At 67.2% G+C, this 17,688-nt stretch carries 18 protein-coding genes; 5 read left to right on the top strand and 13 right to left on the bottom strand.

The window, feature by feature from the left end; all coding sequences use genetic code 11:
- Positions 1-51 precede the first annotated feature (51 nt).
- Entirely contained in the window at positions 52-615 is a 564-nt protein-coding gene (locus ACFWU5_RS02470; protein WP_379265897.1) for a DUF1697 domain-containing protein, read from the top strand.
- Positions 616-619: 4 nt separating this feature from the next.
- Here the strand turns inward: ACFWU5_RS02470 and ACFWU5_RS02475 are convergent, their stop codons facing one another.
- From ACFWU5_RS02475 to ACFWU5_RS02515, 9 genes are all read right to left on the bottom strand, one after another.
- Positions 620-1,168 (bottom strand): Uma2 family endonuclease, encoded by a 549-nt coding sequence (locus tag ACFWU5_RS02475; RefSeq protein ID WP_379265898.1) that lies wholly within the window; start codon positions 1,166-1,168, stop codon positions 620-622.
- Between the two features lie 40 nt (positions 1,169-1,208).
- Positions 1,209-1,415, bottom strand: coding sequence for a helix-hairpin-helix domain-containing protein (locus ACFWU5_RS02480; RefSeq protein ID WP_379265899.1), 207 nt, complete (start codon positions 1,413-1,415; stop codon positions 1,209-1,211).
- Positions 1,416-1,483: 68 nt separating this feature from the next.
- Positions 1,484-2,728: a class I SAM-dependent methyltransferase gene (locus tag ACFWU5_RS02485; protein ID WP_379265900.1), complete on the bottom strand. Its 1,245-nt coding sequence runs from the start codon at positions 2,726-2,728 to the stop codon at positions 1,484-1,486.
- Complete coding sequence (locus ACFWU5_RS02490; protein WP_379240477.1) at positions 2,729-3,706, bottom strand: class I SAM-dependent methyltransferase; 978 nt, start codon at positions 3,704-3,706, stop codon at positions 2,729-2,731. It lies immediately after the preceding gene.
- A gap of 138 nt (positions 3,707-3,844) precedes the next feature.
- On the bottom strand, positions 3,845-4,621 hold the full coding sequence (locus ACFWU5_RS02495; RefSeq protein ID WP_379240476.1) for an enoyl-CoA hydratase-related protein: 777 nt from the start codon (positions 4,619-4,621) through the stop codon (positions 3,845-3,847).
- A 10-nt stretch (positions 4,622-4,631) separates the two neighbouring features.
- Entirely contained in the window at positions 4,632-5,438 is an 807-nt protein-coding gene (locus tag ACFWU5_RS02500; protein ID WP_379265902.1) for an NUDIX hydrolase, read from the bottom strand.
- Between the two features lie 207 nt (positions 5,439-5,645).
- Positions 5,646-6,482: an ABC transporter ATP-binding protein gene (locus tag ACFWU5_RS02505; RefSeq protein WP_379240474.1), complete on the bottom strand. Its 837-nt coding sequence runs from the start codon at positions 6,480-6,482 to the stop codon at positions 5,646-5,648.
- An 18-nt stretch (positions 6,483-6,500) separates the two neighbouring features.
- On the bottom strand, positions 6,501-6,659 hold the full coding sequence (locus tag ACFWU5_RS02510) for a hypothetical protein (RefSeq protein ID WP_379265903.1): 159 nt from the start codon (positions 6,657-6,659) through the stop codon (positions 6,501-6,503).
- A gap of 132 nt (positions 6,660-6,791) precedes the next feature.
- On the bottom strand, positions 6,792-7,562 hold the full coding sequence (locus tag ACFWU5_RS02515) for an aminoacyl-tRNA hydrolase (RefSeq protein WP_379265904.1): 771 nt from the start codon (positions 7,560-7,562) through the stop codon (positions 6,792-6,794).
- 413 nt (positions 7,563-7,975) lie between these two features.
- Between ACFWU5_RS02515 and ACFWU5_RS02520 the strand changes: the two genes are divergently transcribed.
- Entirely contained in the window at positions 7,976-9,679 is a 1,704-nt protein-coding gene (locus tag ACFWU5_RS02520; RefSeq protein WP_379265905.1) for an enoyl-CoA hydratase-related protein, read from the top strand.
- On the opposite strand, the gene ACFWU5_RS02525 is transcribed toward ACFWU5_RS02520, so the two are convergent.
- From ACFWU5_RS02525 to ctaD, 3 genes are all read right to left on the bottom strand, one after another.
- Complete coding sequence (locus ACFWU5_RS02525) at positions 9,676-10,089, bottom strand: hypothetical protein (protein WP_379265906.1); 414 nt, start codon at positions 10,087-10,089, stop codon at positions 9,676-9,678. The genes ACFWU5_RS02520 and ACFWU5_RS02525 overlap by 4 nt on opposite strands.
- 59 nt (positions 10,090-10,148) lie before the next feature.
- Entirely contained in the window at positions 10,149-11,378 is a 1,230-nt protein-coding gene (gene serB, locus ACFWU5_RS02530; RefSeq protein WP_379240970.1) for a phosphoserine phosphatase SerB, read from the bottom strand.
- A gap of 82 nt (positions 11,379-11,460) precedes the next feature.
- Positions 11,461-13,200 carry a cytochrome c oxidase subunit I gene (ctaD, locus tag ACFWU5_RS02535; RefSeq protein WP_379240469.1) on the bottom strand — a complete coding sequence of 580 codons (1,740 nt, stop codon included), beginning with the start codon at positions 13,198-13,200 and terminating at the stop codon, positions 11,461-11,463.
- 296 nt (positions 13,201-13,496) lie between these two features.
- On the opposite strand from ctaD, the gene ACFWU5_RS02540 reads away from it, so the two are divergent.
- The 3 genes from ACFWU5_RS02540 (at position 13,497) to ACFWU5_RS02550 (ending at position 16,384) form a co-directional block, all read left to right on the top strand.
- Positions 13,497-14,300: a VOC family protein gene (locus ACFWU5_RS02540; protein ID WP_379265907.1), complete on the top strand. Its 804-nt coding sequence runs from the start codon at positions 13,497-13,499 to the stop codon at positions 14,298-14,300.
- Between the two features lie 51 nt (positions 14,301-14,351).
- A complete protein-coding gene (locus tag ACFWU5_RS02545) occupies positions 14,352-15,392 on the top strand; it encodes an ABC transporter substrate-binding protein (RefSeq protein WP_379265908.1) in 1,041 nt (346 codons plus the stop codon).
- Positions 15,393-15,547: 155 nt separating this feature from the next.
- On the top strand, positions 15,548-16,384 hold the full coding sequence (locus ACFWU5_RS02550; RefSeq protein ID WP_379265909.1) for an alpha/beta fold hydrolase: 837 nt from the start codon (positions 15,548-15,550) through the stop codon (positions 16,382-16,384).
- Between the two features lie 17 nt (positions 16,385-16,401).
- On the opposite strand, the gene ACFWU5_RS02555 is transcribed toward ACFWU5_RS02550, so the two are convergent.
- On the bottom strand, positions 16,402-17,640 hold the full coding sequence (locus ACFWU5_RS02555) for a hypothetical protein (protein WP_379265910.1): 1,239 nt from the start codon (positions 17,638-17,640) through the stop codon (positions 16,402-16,404).
- Positions 17,641-17,688 lie beyond the last annotated feature (48 nt).

The following is a 17,688-nucleotide window of genomic DNA, read 5'->3' on the forward strand; positions in this document are numbered from 1 at the left end:
GTCGGCGCTGCATAGGGCTGACGTGGCGAACGGATGCGATGGTTTCTGTCGGTGGCGATCGGTATCGTCGGCGACGTGGAGAGCTATGCGGCGCTGCTGCGCGGGATCATGCCGTCCAACCCGAACATGCGCAACGAGAAGTTGCGCGGGGTGTTCGAAGGGCTCGGCTTCGAAAAGGTCGCGTCGGTGCTGTCCAGCGGCAATATCGTGTTCCGTACCGCCGACAACCCCGCCGACCTGGAAGACCGCATCCAAACCGCGCTCAACACCGAACTCGGCATCCCCGGCGGCACCATCATCCGCAGCCACCCCGAACTGCGCGCCCTGCTCGACCGCGACCCTTTCGAAGGCCTACCCCACGAACGCGGCTCGTACCTCACCGTCACCTTCTTCAAAAACGCTATGCGCGAAGCGGATACGAAAGCCTTCGACGACGACCCCTTCACCCGGGTCATCGGCTACGACCGCGAAGTCCGCGCCTTCCTCACCGTCATCGACAACAGCACCGGCAAAACCCCCGACTTCATGGCACGCCTGGAAAAGACCTACGGCAAGGACATCACCACCCGCACCTGGCTCACGGTGCAGCGGGTGGTGAAGAAAATGGAAGGTTAGGCCGCTACCGGCCGAGGAGCAGCTCGTCGACAGCCAGCGTCTCCCCGGCATAACCGACCGGAATCGCTTCGCCCGCACGATATTCTGTGCGCGTACGGTAACCGTCCGCAGTGGGCTGCGTGTGTTCGTAGATGACGTCCTTGGTCACCACCCAGTACACGGGGTAGCCCGCACGCCCGTACAAGCGAGCTTTGACTCCGAGATCGTGCATGACCGTCTCGTCGGAGACCTCGACCACCAGCGCCACATCGGCCGGGGCCCACCTGGATAACTTGTGCCCGACCGTATCCACTGGTTCCGCCGCGGCACGCAATACCCAACAGTCCGGATCCGGCAACGAATCGCCGGTCGGCAGCGTCGCCGAGGTCACCTCGACATCAGTGCGAGGCAGACGGCCCATGATGCGGCCGACCGCGAACCCGTGCCAGTCGCCGATAACCACCGGCCAAACCTCCCCCTCGACAAGTTCGACCCGGGATTCGAAGGCACCGGCCTCCCACGCCCGCAGGAACCCCTCAGGGGTCCAGCGGTACGCCATCGGCACCTCGGTCATGAGCCCAGCGTACCGATGCCCGGCCCCGCGCGTGCTGACCTCAGTCGGCAAAGGCAAGGCCACGGGCTGCCAGCTCCTCGCCGAGGATGCGAATGGATTTGGGGCCGATGCCGTGGATGGCGAGTAACTCCTTCGCACTGACCTCGGTCAGACGGGCGTACGTGGTGTAGCCGTGCGAGGCCAGCTCACGGGCCGCCACCTTGCCGATCCCACGCGGAAATTCCGTTTCAACCACTGCATCCACCATCGCGCACCTCCGCGTCCGACAGGTTCTTGCCGAGGAGACTACGTGCGGGCACCGACAAGTTCGCGAAATCAGCGGGTGGGGGCGACGGCTCGGCAGAGGAAGACGACGCCGGCTCTGCCGATTCGGGTGATGACGAGGGTGTATGGAGTCGAGCCTCGCAGTTTGAGCTTTTTGCGTAGGGCGTCCGGGTCGATGTCGATGCCGCGGACCAGGATTTCCAGAGAGCCGCAGTCTCGGCGGGCGAGTTCTTGGCGCAGGGTCTTCTCGCGGAGTTCGAAGCGGTCTTCGACATGAAAGCCGCGCATGCCCGGGGGGACCGTGTCGCCGGTGAGGTAGGCGATATGGGGGTCCAGTTGCCAGAGGCCGTGTTTCGCGGCGTAGTGGCGGACCAGGCCTGCTCGGACTACGGCTCCGTCTGGGTCGATGATCCAGTCTCCCGGGGGGAGGTCGGGGATGTCGTCGGGGGCGGCGTCGGTGAGAGTTGTTGTGGTGCCGCGGGAGTCGAGGACGGTGGCTCGGCGGGTGATGCCGGGGGTCGTGAGGCCTGGGGACCACAGGCAGGCTTCTCGGACTGCGCCGTCGAGGGAGACGATTTCCACTTCGCCGTCCCAGGCCAGGCGGTCGAAATCCAGTCCGGGAGCGGATTTTACGGCGATGTCGCGGCCTGCGTAGGCGGCGAGCAGGTCCGGGAGTGGGGGTTGCAGTTTCGCGGGATCGTAGGTGCGGCGGCCGTCTGCTCGGCGGGCGGGATCGGCGATGATCACCGTGTCACGGGTGGTGGGGGTGAGGGCATCGGCCTTGGCCAGCACGATGTTTCGGCCGGGGACGGAGATGCGTGCGCCGATATCGTTGTCGGGCAACCCGTTTCGCTCGGGATCAGACGCTGCAGTGACGCCGAGGTTGTGTGCCGCCATCGCCAGCCGCACATCGTCGAGATCGCTACCGATCACCGCCGGACACACCGGCGCCAACTCGGCCAACTCCGCACCGATCGAACAGGTCACGTCATGCACCGCGCGACCGGCCAACCGAGCAGCTCGATGCCGGGCGACAAGGGCGGGCGTGGCCTGCTGCAGCGCGTCGTCGGTGAACAACCATTCACCTGCCGCGGGCAACTTCACCACGGCTTTACGCCGCAACCGCACCGTCTCGATCAACGACGCCGCACGCTCACCGTGCGCGCGACGCACCTGCTCGATATCGCGCAGGTGCGTCGCGGTAGTCAACTCCAGCCGGTCGACATCGGCCAGGGCAGCGGAACCCGCCGCGCTGCCGAGGTAGGCGACGTCGTCGCGGCCGAAGCGGTAGCCCACTTACTTCTGCGCCGCGCCCGGCTTCACGCCGGTGATCATCGCGTTGTAGAAGAACTCGCGCGGCACGACCTTGCGCAGCACGTTCTCGTCCAGCCAGCTCAGGCCCAGCCACGCGCGGTACTGCGCCAGGCGGTACGGCATGGTCAGCTTCTCGTCGGGCACCGCGGCCTCGAAGGTACGCACCGGCCAGCCCCACAGGGCGGCGGCCAGTTCCTCGGTGGTGGCCTTCACGTCGACCGCACCCGCGGACTTCGCCATCTTCTCGAGATCGCTGGGGTCGAAGGTGTGCAGGTCGACCACGGCTTCGAGGGCGGCCGCGCGCGAGGACTCGTCCAGCTCGGTCTGCGGACGACGCCAGTCCGACAGGAACGGCAGCTTGGTGATCTCGGTGGTCACCTTCCAGGTGGCCTGGCCCAGGCGTCGGGCGTAGATGTTGCCGATAGTGGTCGGCTCGCCGGCGAACACGAAACGGCCGCCCGGCTTGAGCACGCGCAGGCACTCCTTGAGCGCGAGTTCCACGTCGGGGATGTGGTGCAGCACGGCGTGGCCGCAGACCAGATCGAAGGTGTCGTCGTCGTACGGGATGGTCTCGGCATCGGCGACGCGACCGTCGACGTCAAGGCCCAGGTGCTCGGCGTTGCGCAGCGCGACCTTGACCATGCCGGGCGACAGGTCGGTGACCGAACCGGACTTGGCCACGCCGCCCTGCATCAGGTTGAGCAGGAAGAATCCCGTGCCACAGCCCAGCTCGAGCGCGCGCTCGTAGGGCAGCGGAGCCGGGCCGACAGCCAGGTCGAACCGGCCGCGGGCATAGGCGATACAGCGCTCGTCGTAGGAGATCGACCACTTGTCGTCGTAGGTCTCCGCTTCCCAGTCGTGGTACAGGACCTGGGCGAGTTTGGTGTCTTTGCGCGCTGCTTCGACCTGGGCCGCGGTGGCGTGGGGATTCGGCGCCGGGTCGTCGGGATGGACCGTCATACAGCCCAGCCTAATATGTGCGCCGGGGCACGCTGACCGTGGGACGACGGTCGGCGTCTGCCGAGGTCTCGGCTGCGTCCTGTGGGCGCGGGCAGCACCACACCGGGCGCGAAGTTAATGCAGGTTCTGCCCCGATTTCTATCTTCCGGTGAACTCCGCGGCGTTCGGACCTTCCGCGGCGAAGGTGCGGGTGCCGGTGCGGGCGTCGTCGGTATCGAACAGCGCCGACCACTCGGTGACAGCCGTCGAGTGACCGTGTGGGCCGGATTCGAAGACCGCCTTCGCGGCGGCCAGCGCGCGGGGTGCGGCGGTGACGAACTGGGCGGCCCAGGCGCGGGCGGCGGCCAGGACGTTGTCCGGGGCGACGACCTCGTCGACCAGACCGAGCTTGAAAGCCTCCTCAGCGTCCACGAATCGACCGGTGTAGACGAGATCCTTGGCGCGGCTGGCACCGATGAGCAGCGAGAGTCGACGGATACCCGACAGCGGGATCAGGCCCGCTTTGATCTGCGGCAGACCGAGTTTCACGTTGTCGCCGATGATTCGGTGGTCCGCGCCCAGTGCCAGTTCCAGGCCCGCACCCAGGCAGTAGCCGGTGATCGCGGCGACGGTCGGCTGGGGCACCCGCGTCAGACAGCCCAGCGCAGCTTGCAGATCGGCGGCCATCGCGGCGGCCTGGCCCGCGTCCAGCGCCGCCAGCTCCGACATTTCGTCGCCCGCGCTGAACACCCGTTCGTCGCCGTACACGATCAACGCGGCGACCCCCGGATGATCGGCCACCGTGGCCGCCGCGGCCGCCACCTCACGGGCCAGCTGCGCGTCGACGAGGTTCAGCGGCGGGCGGTCGATGCGCAGCAGCGCCACGCCACGGGTGGTCGGCTCGGCGGGCAGCTCGAGGGTCACGAATTCGGCCATGGACGTCAACCTACCGGCCGCCCAGTGCACCCAACTGCGGCAGCTGCGCGAAATACCGTTCGTTGTCGGGGAAGTCCGACAGCGGACGACCTTGCCTGCCCGGCGAGTGCTTGGGCATGATCGGCGCGATGACAGGTTCGGAGGCCAACACCGCGGCGGTGTCGGCGAATCCGCACAGCGCGTCCAACTGCGACCAGGTCGGTGGCATCAGCACCGACTCCCCCGCCCGCCAACTGTCCAGCGCGGCCCGCGGCGTCTGCCAGACCACGTCGGAGGCCTCGGAGGTCGCCCCGTCCGCGATCTGGCCCTGGGGCAGCACCGCGACGAAGAACCGGGTGTCGTAGCGGCGAGGTTGGGTTTCGGGGGTGATCCAGTTCGACCACGGGCGCAGCAGGTCCGCGCGCAACACCAGCCCTTCGGCGGCGAGGAACTGGGCCAGCGACAGTTCGCGCCGCTCGAGCCGACCGCGAGCCTCGCGATAGACCGTCGAATCGTCGACCACCGAATCCGCGGTCGGCCCGGCCAGCAGCACACCGCATTCCTCGAAGGTTTCGCGCACGGCCGCGGCCACCAGGGCTTGCGCGGTCGGTTCGTCGGTGGCGAAACGTGCTGCCCACCAAGCAGGTTCGGAGCCGGCCCACGCGATGTCAGCGGTCCCGTCGGCCGCGTCGACACCGCCGCCGGGGAACACGGTCATTCCCGCGGCGAACGCCATCCCGCTGACCCGACGCTGCAGGAACACCTCGATGCCCGCGTCGCCGTCGCGCACCAGCATCACCGTCGACGCGTCCCGTGCGGGGACCCCGGACTCACTCATACCGTTCCTCTCCACCACCGAACCGCCTGTCCGGCGAGCACCGGCCTGTCGACCGGACCAGCAGGCTGCCTGTCGCGAACGCAGCCGTTCAGCACCCTAGCGCCCGCTTGGTCGTGGGCGTGTTCGGATCAGTGCCTTCCGGGTCCGCTCGTAGCGCCGACCGGCCAACGGCTTCCTCGACGGCGCGCGAACAGGCCGGCACGCGGCTCAGCTGCGCCGTCGATGCCCGCCCGAACGACGAGCCCGCCGCGCGAACCAGCGCCCGTCGACCCGGTCCAAAGCGATCGACTGACTGAACGCGTTGCTCAGATTCTCGGCGGTGAGCACGTCGTCCAACAACCCCTGCCCGACGACCTCCCCCTCCTTGAGCAACAGCGCGTGGGTGAAGCCGGGCGGAATCTCCTCGACGTGGTGGGTCACCAAGACCATCGCGGGGGCGTCGGGATCGGCGGCCAGATCACCGAGCCGTTCGACCAGTTCCTCCCGACCGCCCAGGTCCAGACCCGCGGCCGGTTCGTCCAGCAGCAGCAGTTCGGGATCGGTCATCAACGCGCGCGCGATCAGCACCCGCTTGCGTTCGCCTTCGGACAGCGTGCCGTAGGTGCGATCGGAAAGATGTTCCGCGCCCAGCGTTTCCAGCATGTCCACGGCGCGTTCGGTGTCGATGTCCTCGTACCGTTCGCGCCAGCGGCCAAGCACCGCGTAACCGGCCGATACCACCAGGTCACTGACCTTCTCGTCGACGGGGATCCGGCTGGCCACCGCCGCCGAGGACAACCCGATGCGGGGTTTGAGTTCGCTGATGTCGACGCGACCCAGGGTCTCCCCCAACAGGTTCGCCACACCGGAGGTCGGATGTAGTTCGGCGGCAGCCATTCTCAGCAGCGAGGTCTTGCCCGCCCCGTTGGGGCCGAGCACCACCCAGCGTTCGTCGAGCTCGACTTGCCAGGAGACGGGGCCGACCAGGGTTCGGCCCGAGCGGCGGATGGTCACGTCGGAGAAGTCGATGAGCAGATCGGGATCGGGTTGCGACACGCGCTCCATCTTGGCCCACGCGAGCGCTCAGCGCAGCGACCACCCCGTGTGGGTTTCGTCGGTTCTCGATGTCACCGGTTCACGCGTGCTGCGAACTTCGGTGCGCAACATCCGCGCGGCGACGAACGACACGGGCACCGACAGCACAACCCACACGATCAGGATCACCACAATCGTCGTCATCATCGCGGAACCTCCCTGTGCCTCGATGCGCTGTGCGTTACGTATACCCGCGCGGCGGCGATGTCACACGCGGCTGTTGCGGCGAGTCGCGAAAACCGCAATCCAACCGTCGAATTCGCCCGCGCGTGTCGAACCTCAGGCCTGCGCGGGGACCGCGATCACCGTCATCGAACCGGGCGCCACCTCGGTGAACCCGGCGTCGCGCACCGCGACCGCACCGCCTGCGGTCACCTGCGCAACCAACGCGGCCCACTGTGTCGGATCCGCGTCGCGCACAGCGCAACCGAACCCGCGCCGCGCCCATTCCGCGACCGCGTCAAGGGGCAGCGCACCCGCCAACAACATGCTCGCGTGACCGACCTGCGCGGCCGCCTTGCCCACCGACATCTCCAACGCGGCATTCACCCACAGCACCGGCAGGGTCGGGTCCACCGGGCCCGGTTCGTCGTGTTCGAGGTCGGTGCCGCCGATTTGGAGCTTGCGGATGCGCGTGTCGATGTCGCCGACCGGGCCCGGCACGAATGCCCGCGCCTGCGCGCCGTCGACCTCGACCGTCACCCCGTCGACCTCACCTGCCGCCAGCCACTGCGCCCCGCGCGCCCGTCGCGCCACCTTCCTGATCCGCGACCGTTTCCACGCCAGATACCGCGGCTCCCACTCCCCGCCCGGCCCCGAGCGCGGGTCCATACACACCGCCACCGCGGCGGCCGCCGCGGCTTCCAGTAGCGAACTACGCACCGGCGGTTCGGCTTTGGGGATGTGCAGCACCATCTGCATGGCCTGCACCATCGCCGGGTCGTCGGGGTCACCCGCGCCGCCGTAGCCGCGCGCGAGTTCGGCGTGGCGCTGGGCGAACGCGGCGGGGTCGTCGGTGATCTGCTCGGTGCTGTCTGGTTCGTCGCTCATGTCGATGAATCAGCCTAATTGAGCCGGGCGACAGGTTCGTGTGGCCCCGCAGGCCGTGGGCCTCATCGCGGAATTCGCATGATCAATAGCCGAGATGCGACGATGCCGGTCGATAGCCGACGCCTCGAACCGATATGAAGATCGAATTCGTTGCGAATTACACTTCCAGACCGGTCGTCATTCTATTTCGATCCGGGCTCGACGCTCGGAATTGCGCAATCAATTCGTTATCAGAATTAGAGATTAATTGGCCTTATAGCGCCCTGACCTGCGAATGTAAATATTCCAGTCAAGCCCTTTTGCCGCAATCCCGGGCGCGGAGAAGCCCACTTCGGATACCGTAATCAGCGGAATATGAACCCCGGATACCGACCGGTTCATACGCCTAGATCTGCGATCGAAAAGGGGAGATCATGCGAATTCTCTTGATAACCAGCGCATTCAACAGCCTATCCCAACGCATCCACGCGGAACTACGCGCCCGCGGCCACCACCTCGGCGTCGAACTCGCCCTGGACGACGACCAGCTCCGCGCGGGGGTAACCCGATTCGCGCCGGATCTGATCATCGCCCCGATGCTCACCACCGCCATACCCAGCGACATCTGGACCACCCACCCGGTACTGATCGTGCATCCCGGACCGAAGGGCGACCGTGGCCCGTCCTCGCTGGACTGGGCGATCAGTACCGGCGCCCGCGAATGGGGCGTGACCGTACTGCAGGCCGAGGCGGAGATGGACGCGGGTCCGATCTGGGCATCCGTGCCGTTCCCGGTCACTGCCTGCGGCAAGAGCGAGCTGTACCGCAACGAGGTGTCCGATGCGGCCGTGGAGGCGGTGCTGCTGTCGGTAGAGCGATTCGCCAGTGGCACTTACGAACCCGAGCCCCTCGACTACACCCGCGCCGACGTGCGCGGTTGCCTGCGCCCCTATTACAGCCAGGACCGCCGCCGGATCGACTGGTCCGCCGACACCACCGCCGACATCCTGCGCACCCTGCGAGCCGCGGACTCCCAGCCCGGCGTGATCGACGAACTGTTCGGCACGCAGTACTTCCTGCACGGCGGCCACAACGAGGACCAGCTGCGCGGCGATCCAGGCGAGGTGATCGCCACCAGAGAGGGCGCGATCTGCCGCGCTACCGTCGACGGCGCCGTCTGGCTCACACACCTGCGTGCACGCCGAACCGCTGGCGGCCCAAGGCCATTCAAACAGGCTGCAGCAGAAGTGTTGCGCGAGAACATCATCGACGTACCGGACGTGCCGATCACGCCCACCGAAGCCGCTGCTCGCGATACCTGGTCGCAGGTGCGATACCGCGAACGCGACGGTGTCGGCTATCTCGAGTTCAGCTTCGCGGGCGGCGCCATGAGCACCCGGCAGTGCGAACAGCTACTGGCCGCCTACCGCGACGCGTGCGCGCGCTCGGTGAGCGTGCTGGTGCTGGGTTCCCCGCGCGACTTCTTCTCCAACGGCATCCACCTCGACGTCATCGAATCCGCACCCGATCCCGCCCTGGAATCGCTGCGCAATATCAGCGCGATGAACAACCTCGTCGAAGCCATCCTCACCACCACCGACACCTTCGTGATCGCGGCGCTGGCGGGTAATGCCGCAGCAGGCGGGGTGATGCTCGCGCTGGCGGCAGACGAAGTGTGGTGCCGTGAGGCGTCGGTGCTCAACCCGCATTACAAGCTGATGGGGCTCTACGGTTCGGAGTACTGGACCTATTCGCTGCCCCGCCGAGTCGGCGCGGCCACCGCAACCCGGCTGACCAGCGAACCACTACCGCTGGGCGCTCGCTCAGCTGCGGCGCTCGGATTGATCGACCGAGTGATCGCCGGCGACCCCGAGGGTTTCCGTGCGCGAGTATGTCGCGACGCGGGCCTGCTCGCCCGCGATCCCGAATTGACCACCCGCCTGGTCGAGAAGAAGCGCAGGCTCGCAGCCGACGAAGCGGTCAAACCACTGGCGACCTACCGCGCCGAGGAAATGGCCCACATGCTCGAGAACTTCTTCGCCGACAACAGCGAATACCACCGGCTGCGAACCGAATTCGTGCATCGCGAGCGGCCCACTGCCACACCGCCGCACCTGCTCGGCGCCCCGCCGCACTAACTCACTCGAACCTCGACGACGAACGTGGGGTCGGGGTCGACCGACAGCTGACCGCCGGGCCCGTAGGTGAACTCGAGCATGGTCACACCACGCTCGACCGTGCGGAACGGCCACACCACGGTGCTGCCCTCGCTGGTCGGCCCGCCGTCGGCGACCACCGCGCCCGGCTCGTCGTTGATCTGCTCCCACTGCTGGATCGAGGCGGGGTCCTGCGGCAAGCGAACCAGCACCCGCTGACCCGCGGTCGCCTCGACAGTCGTGCCGTTGGCGGACTGCTCGATCGTCAACGGGGCAAGCCCGGGTTGGGGCGCGACGGTGGCCGGCTGGGTGACGTCGTAGGGCTGCGCCTTGTCGTCACCACACCCGACCAGCGCAGTCAGCGCGGCAACAACCAGCAATGTCCTACGCACAACAACCTCCCGTGACCAGCGGTGACGTGCCTGTGTGGTCACTCTACGTCGCGTAGGACCTATCTCCCGAGAAGTGGCACCCGCCGCACGCCACCGTCGCGCGCGTCCGCGGCCTCGACCTCGTCGCGGGTGACGCCGAGGATGAACAGCACCGCGTCCAGGTACGGATGCGACAGCGCCGTGTCGGCCACTTCACGCAGCGCGGGCTTGGCATTGAATGCCACGCCGAGTCCGGCCGCGTTCAGCATGTCGATGTCGTTGGCACCGTCGCCGACCGCCACGGTCTGCTCCATCGGCACGCCCGCCTCGGCGGCGAACTTGCGCAGCGCGGTCGCCTTGAACGCCCGGTCGACGATCTCGCCGACCACCCGTCCGGTGAGCTTGCCGTCGATGATTTCCAGGGTGTTCGCCTGCACGAAGTCCAGTTCCAGCTCGTGCGCGAGGGGTTCGATCACCTGGCGGAAACCGCCGGACACCACACCGCAGTGGAAGCCGAGCCTGCGCAACGTGCGAATCGTGGTGCGCGCGCCGGGCGTCAGTTCGATCCGGTCGGCGACCTCGTCGATCACCGACTCGTCCAGACCCTCGAGGGTGGCCACTCGCTGACGCAGCGATTCGGCGAAGTCGATCTCGCCGCGCATGGCCGCCTCGGTGACCTCGCGGACCTGCTCTTCGACGCCGGCGTGCGCGGCCAGCATCTCGATCACCTCACCGGTGATCAGGGTGGAGTCCACATCGAACACGATCAGGCGCTTGGCACGTCGTGCCAGACCGGCCCGTTCGACGGCGATGTCGACCCGCTCGGCCACGGCCACCTCGGCCAGTGCGGTGCGCAGGCGCGCGTCGCCCTCGGGGGTGGTGTCGGTGGCGGTGACCATGAGTTCCATGCCGACCACCGGGTAGTCGGCGATGCCACGGATGGAGTCGATGTTGGCGCCGCGGGTGGCCAGTTCGCGCGAGATCGCGCTGAACGCCCGCGCGGTGACCGGGGCGCCCAACACCACGATGGCGTGGGTGGACATCGGCGGCTTGCCGATCTGCGCGTCGACCGACACGTCGACCTGCATGCCGACGGTGTTCATCGCCTCTTCGAGCTCGTCCTGCAACGCCTCCGGGTCGTTGGGACACGACACCAGCACGCCGAGGGTGAGTCGACCCCTGATGACCACCTGCTCCACGTCCAGCAGGCTCACCTGGTGCCGGGACAACGTCGCCAGCAGCACCGATGTGACGCCGGGTCGGTCCGGTCCGGTGACGGTCACGAGAACTGTGGTGCTGGCCAAGTCGATCTGCTCCGTTCGATTACCCACAAAAAGAGTGTGCACCTACTGGTGACCCAGCAGGTGCACACCCTGGTCTTTCGGTGGTGTCTTACTTCTTCGCGAGCGCGCTTTCCGAGACGTGCGTGTGCTTGCTCGAGCCCCAGCCCACGTGCGCTTCGGCCTTCATCCGCTCGACCATGTGCGGGTAGTGCAGCTCGAACGCGGGGCGCTCGGACCGGATCCGCGGCAGTTCGTAGAAGTTGTGGCGCGGCGGCGGGCAGGTGGTGGCCCACTCGAGCGAGTTGCCGTAACCCCACGGGTCGTCGACCGTGACGACCTCGCCGTAGCGGTAGCTCTTGAACACGTTCCAGATGAACGGCAGCATCGACGAACCGAGGATGAACGCGCCGATCGTGGAGATCGTGTTCAGCGTGGTGAAACCGTCCGACGGCAGGTAGTCGGCGTAGCGACGCGGCATGCCCTCGGCGCCCAGCCAGTGCTGGACCAGGAAGGTGGTGTGGAAGCCGACGAAGGTGGTCCAGAAGTGCCACTTGCCCAGACGCTCGTCCATCATGCGGCCGGTGATCTTCGGGAACCAGAAGTAGATACCGGCGAAGGTCGCGAACACGATGGTGCCGAAGAGCACGTAGTGGAAGTGCGCGACGACGAAGTACGAGTCGGTGACGTGGAAGTCCAGCGGCGGCGAAGCCAGGATGACGCCCGACAGACCACCGAAGAGGAACGTGACCAGGAAGCCGATCGACCACAGCATCGGTGTCTCGAAGGTCAACTGCCCCTTCCACATGGTGCCGATCCAGTTGAAGAACTTCACACCGGTCGGAACCGCGATCAGGAAGGTCATGAAGGAGAAGTACGGCAGCAGCACCGCGCCGGTGGCGTACATGTGGTGCGCCCACACCGCGATCGACAGCGCCGCGATACCCAGCGTCGCGTAGACCAGCGTGGTGTAACCGAAGATCGGCTTACGGCTGAACACCGGGAAGATCTCCGACACGATGCCGAAGAACGGCAGCGCGATGATGTAGACCTCGGGGTGGCCGAAGAACCAGAACAGGTGCTGGTAGAGCAGGATGCCGCCGGTGGCCGGGTCGTAGATGTGACCGCCCAGGTGGCGGTCGTAGGCCAGACCGAACAGCGCCGCGGTGAGCAGCGGGAACGCCAGCAGCACCAGGACCGAGGTGACCGCGATGTTCCAGGTGAAGATCGGCATGCGGAACATGGTCATGCCGGGTGCGCGCAGGCAGACCACGGTGGTGAGCATGTTGACGCCACCGAGGATTGTGCCCAGACCGGACACGGCCAGGCCAAGGATCCACAGGTCGGTGCCGACGCCGGGCGAGTGCAAGATGTCGGTCAGCGGCACGTACGCCGTCCAACCGAAGTCCGCCGCGCCGCCGGGGGTCACGAAGCCCGCGGTCGCCATGGTGCCGCCGAACAGGTACAGCCAGTAGCTGAACGCGTTCAGTCGCGGGAAGGCGACGTCGGGGGCGCCGATCTGCAGCGGCAAGATGATGTTGGCGAAGCCGAACACGATCGCCGTGGCGTAGAACAGCAGCATGATCGTGCCGTGCATGGTGAACAGCTGGTTGAACTGTTCCGGCGAAAGGAACTGCAGACCCGGTCGGGCCAACTCGGCGCGCATCAGCAGCGCCATGAGTCCGCCGACCAGGAAGAAGCTGATCGCCGTCACCAGGTACATCACACCGAGGACCTTGGGGTCGGTGGTGGTGACCGCCTTGTAGAGGAACGAACCCTTGGGCCCGGTCCGAGCCGGATACGGTCGAGTCGCTTCCAACTGAGGGACTGGCCTGGGCTCTACCGCAGTCACTGATCCTCCTGAAGATGCCTGTACGTCACTCGCAAGCGTCGGCCACGTTTCGGGAACGAACAGCAGCAGACATGCGTTGGAGTGAATCGTAAACCGTGCTGCCGCAGCATTCCGCGCGGGTCCTACTCTGTGTCGTATTCGGCGCGCCGTAGTTCGCGTTCCCGATCTTCCTCCGCAGGTCGCGTGGGTGCAATGGTTGTCGGCGATGACTTTTCGACCCTGGGCGCGTCATGATCGATGACGACGCCCGCACGTGTCAGCGTCTGAATGCGCTACCCCAACAGCGGAGGAGAGTCATGTCGTTCAGTCCGAAACCCGGCGATCCCACCTGGGTCGACCTCTACACCACCGATCTCGATCGCGCGATCGCCTTCTACGGCGACCTGTTCGGCTGGACCGCCGAACGCGGCGGCGAGGAGTTCGGCGGCTACACCACCTTGCGCAAAGACGGCCGCGCGGTCGCGGGCGCGATGGGTCGGCACGACGATCCCGGCGACCCGTACCCCGACCGGTGGACGGTCTACCTGAACTCCCCCGACGCGCTGTCGACCACGGCCAAGGCCAGCGAAGCCGGCGGCAATGTGATCGTGGAACCGATGGCGATCGGCGACCTGGGCGCGATGGCGGTGATCGCCGACGTGGGCGGAATCGGCGTCGGCGTCTGGCAACCCGACACCTTCGCCGGATTCGAATCGGTGGGCATCGTGGCCGACGGCGAATGGAACGACCACATCGGCGTCCCGTCCTGGTTCGAACTGATGACCCGCGCCTACGACCAGTCGCTGCTGTTCTACCAAAACGTCCTCGGCTGGCGCGACCTGCTCACCGTCGCCGACACCGACGACTTCCGCTACACCACCATCCACGCCGTACCCCCCATGGGCGGCGGCATCATCGACGCCACCGGCCACCTCGCCGAGGGCGTCCCCGGTTCCTGGACGGTGTACTTCGGCGCCGACGACGTCGACAAAACCGCCGAACAGACCGTGGCACTGGGCGGCACCATCGCCTTCGAACCGATGAACACCCCCTACGGCCGCCTGGCCGGACTCGTCGACCCGATGGGCGCGCACTTCAGCATCGGCGGTAACGCCAAGTAGGTCCTCGGGGCCGCGAGTTCGACCCGCACCGCACGCAGTACCCTCGTCCGCATGCCGGTGAGCACCCGATTCCATCGCACGATCGCCGCCGTCGCCCTGCTGTGCACGGCGGCGCTCGCTGCGGGTTGCGCGGACAAGCACGACGACGCGAGCACGATCATTCGCACCACCACCAATATCGCGGGTGCGGGTGTGGTGGGCGCTGATCGCGATACCGCGACCGCGTGCGCGTTGCCCAGCGCACCGGATCAGAGTTCGCCCCGCACGGTCACCCATACCGCCGGTGTCACGCAGGTCCCCGCCGACCCGCAGCGCATCGTCGTGCTCACCACCTCCGCGTTGGACGCGGCGTGCGCGCTGGGTCTGTGGGAGCGGGTCGCCGGCGCGGTCACCCTCGACGGCGACCGCACGCAACCGATGTACCTGGGGTACGGCGTGGTGAAGGTGCCCAGCGTCGGCCCGCTCGGCGCACCCGATCCCGCCCGCATCGCCGAACTGAAACCCGACCTCATCCTCGGCGACATCGCCCCTGCCGCAGGCGGTTACGACGCGCTGAGCAAGATCGCGCCCACCGTGCTGATCGGCGCGGGCGGCAGCTGGCAATCCGACTTCGCCGCCTACGCCGCGGGCATGAACCGCAGCGACGCCGCCGACACCGCCATGCAGTCCTACCTCACCGAGGCCCACGACCTGGGCCCCGCCCTCAACGCCGCCCAATCCCAAGCCTCGGTCCTGCGCTTCACCCCCGACACCATCGCCGTGCAAGGCACCGAAACCTTTGCCGCCCAAGTCCTTTCCGACGTCGGCGTCCAACGCCCCACCGCCCAACGCGGCCCGTCCTTCGACATCACCGAGTCCGACCTGGCCACCAAGGCCGAAGGCGACATCATCTACGTGATGTTCGAAGGCCCCGAAGGCGAAGCCAACGGCAAAAAGGTCCTGCGCTCGACCCAGTTCGAAGAACTCGGCGCCGCCACCGACAAACGCGTCTTCGCCGTCGACGACAAGATCTGGCACACAACAGGTCTCACCGCCGCCCGAGCCATCCTCACCGACCTCCGCAACAGCCTCAACGGTTACGTCACCGACTGATCGCGACGATTCTCGCCTGGCGCAGGACCGGGCGGAGGTCGTCCACTGGGGCTACCGAGAGATGTCGCCATTCGACGACATCGTCATTTGTCGCCATTCGACGACATCGCCCCCTACCCTGGAATCGATCGTCATCTCTCCGGGGGAGTCTCACCATGCCTGTGCACCACAACCACGCCGACATCCACTTCACCGATACCGGTGTGGGCAGGCCGGTCGTGCTGTCTCATGGGTTTCTCATGGATGCGACGATGTTCGATCGCACGCGGGACATGTTCGCGCGGAACGGTTTTCGGGTCATCGCTGTTGATGCCCGGGGGTTCGGGCGCACCGAAGCCGACCCGGCCGCGTCCTTCACCTATTGGGATCTCGCGGATGACCTCGCGGCCGTGCTGGACCACCTCGCTATTGCAGGACCCGTCACCGTCGGTGGCATGAGCCAGGGTGGTTACACCGCGCTGCGGTTCGCCCTGCGCTATCCCGACCGCACCCGCGCGCTGATCCTGGCCTCGACCACAGCCCGCGCGAACACCGCCGACGAAACCGCGCAGTACCGCTCCATGGCCGCCACCTGGACCGACCCGCGCGCCCTGCTGGAACAACAGGCCCGCGCCCTGGCTCCCCTGCTCATCGGCGGCACCGCGCAGGACCAGGACCACTGGATCAACCGCTGGCTGGGCGACCCGCGCCGCACCCGCACCACCGCGGCCTGGGAAACCCTGGCAACCCGCGACGAGATCACCCACCGCCTGCACGAAATCGATTGCCCCGCACTGGTTTTGCGCGGTCACGCCGACCAGGCAGGCGGCACCGCCGACGACGCGTCATCGCTGGCCGAACGCCTCCCCGGCGCAGCGGGCGTCTCCGCAGTGATCGCAGGCCCGACCGCAGGCCACGGCGTGTGGTGGACCCACCCCGAAGCCGTCGCCCACTGCACCCTGTCGTTCCTGCACAGCCTGTACGCCGCCGAACAGTCGAGGGCATCGGCGTGATGGTGGTGACCGGCCGCCTAGCGTGGTCGCCGCGACAGGCGGTCCGCGATCAGCCACGTTCCACCGACCACGATCAGGGCGAACAGCGCCAGCCCGCCACCGAGTTCAGCGACAATCCACAGCCGTCCGCTCAGGGACAGGTTGCCGTTGAGGGCGATGTTGAGCGAGCCGACCGCGAAGGCGATGACGGCGGCGAATACCGACACCAGCTCGACTGCCCGCACCACCGAACCGCGCACCGATTCGGCGAGGCGACCGATTTCCGCCTCGGTGCGTTCGCCGCGCTCCCGGTCGGCCCGTGCCTGCCGGTCTTGGACTCGAGCGGCCTCGATCGCGTCGCGTCGGGCGAGGTATTGCCCTTGCAGCAGTTCATGACTCACCCGCCAGCCGTTGGCGGGCAGCAGGCGCAGTGCTTCGTCGATGTCGACCGCCGCCGCGTCGTACTCGCCGCACAACCATCGCCCGGTCGCCAACCGGTAGGTCAGGATGTGACTGCCCGGATAGGCCGCGACGGCCTCGGCCGCGCGGTCGCGCAGCAGTTCACTCCGGCCGGGAAAGTCGGCGCTGGCCGCGAGCCCGTTCAAGACGACATCGGTCGCGGCGAAGGTGCGTTGCGGTGCACTCCACACCTGGTCGAACAGTTCGCACGCGAATCGGGCATTGGTGCGGTGGCTGCCGAACGCCGCGAATGCCCGTAAGGCGTTGAACAGCACCGACTCTCGGTGCGGACCAGTGGACACGGCCAGCAGCGAGGCGTCCAGAAACTGCGCGAGTTCGTCGAAGAGGAAGTCCGCCCGCAACTTGCCCGCGTGGTACAGCGTCGCGAAATAGGCCTTGTGGCAACTGCTGTCGTCGGCGGCGACGATATCGGCGGTCGCGTCGGAGATCTCGTCGGCCGACTCCACCGAATCGCGGGTGATGAACGCGTAACCCAGCGCCCATTTCTCCCGGATCGGCTCGTGCACCGCCGCCGCGATGTGTTCGGCCATCCAGCCTGCGCAGTGCACGGCGGTGTAGAGGGTCGGTTCGGCGCGGAACCGGTGGTTCCAGTAGCGGTCGGCGCAGATCAGGCGCGGATCGCGGTCGAAGTCCGCGGAGTCGATGTCGAATTGCGGTTCCACCTGCTGGGCGAGGTACTGCAGCGCGATCTGTTCGCAGTCACGTTCCAGCGCACGCGAATTCGTCGCGACCAGCGCATCCAATGTCGATTCGATCAGTGCGTGATCCATGAACGTCCCCTCACCTGCCGTGGTCACCGGATGATCAATGTCACTGATTACCACAGGGTTCCACGTCACGTCGAC

Origin of the sequence: Nocardia sp. NPDC058640, assembly GCF_042716995.1 — a bacterium.
In the GTDB taxonomy this organism is placed as follows: Bacteria; Actinomycetota; Actinomycetes; order Mycobacteriales; family Mycobacteriaceae; genus Nocardia.

What these genes read in the sequence shown, in the direction of transcription:
- ACFWU5_RS02480 (WP_379265899.1), bottom strand. Translation starts at nt 1,415, where the DNA reads ATGGTGGATGCAGTGGTTGAAACGGAATTTCCGCGTGGGATCGGCAAG.
- ACFWU5_RS02500 (WP_379265902.1), bottom strand. Translation starts at nt 5,438, where the DNA reads ATGAGTGAGTCCGGGGTCCCCGCACGGGACGCGTCGACGGTGATGCTG.
- ACFWU5_RS02550 (WP_379265909.1), top strand. Translation starts at nt 15,548, where the DNA reads ATGCCTGTGCACCACAACCACGCCGACATCCACTTCACCGATACCGGT.
- ACFWU5_RS02475 (WP_379265898.1), bottom strand. Translation starts at nt 1,168, where the DNA reads ATGACCGAGGTGCCGATGGCGTACCGCTGGACCCCTGAGGGGTTCCTG.
- ACFWU5_RS02505 (WP_379240474.1), bottom strand. Translation starts at nt 6,482, where the DNA reads ATGGAGCGCGTGTCGCAACCCGATCCCGATCTGCTCATCGACTTCTCC.
- ACFWU5_RS02540 (WP_379265907.1), top strand. Translation starts at nt 13,497, where the DNA reads ATGTCGTTCAGTCCGAAACCCGGCGATCCCACCTGGGTCGACCTCTAC.
- ACFWU5_RS02495 (WP_379240476.1), bottom strand. Translation starts at nt 4,621, where the DNA reads ATGGCCGAATTCGTGACCCTCGAGCTGCCCGCCGAGCCGACCACCCGT.
- ACFWU5_RS02545 (WP_379265908.1), top strand. Translation starts at nt 14,352, where the DNA reads ATGCCGGTGAGCACCCGATTCCATCGCACGATCGCCGCCGTCGCCCTG.
- ACFWU5_RS02490 (WP_379240477.1), bottom strand. Translation starts at nt 3,706, where the DNA reads ATGACGGTCCATCCCGACGACCCGGCGCCGAATCCCCACGCCACCGCG.
- ACFWU5_RS02515 (WP_379265904.1), bottom strand. Translation starts at nt 7,562, where the DNA reads ATGAGCGACGAACCAGACAGCACCGAGCAGATCACCGACGACCCCGCC.
- ACFWU5_RS02510 (WP_379265903.1), bottom strand. Translation starts at nt 6,659, where the DNA reads ATGATGACGACGATTGTGGTGATCCTGATCGTGTGGGTTGTGCTGTCG.
- ACFWU5_RS02520 (WP_379265905.1), top strand. Translation starts at nt 7,976, where the DNA reads ATGCGAATTCTCTTGATAACCAGCGCATTCAACAGCCTATCCCAACGC.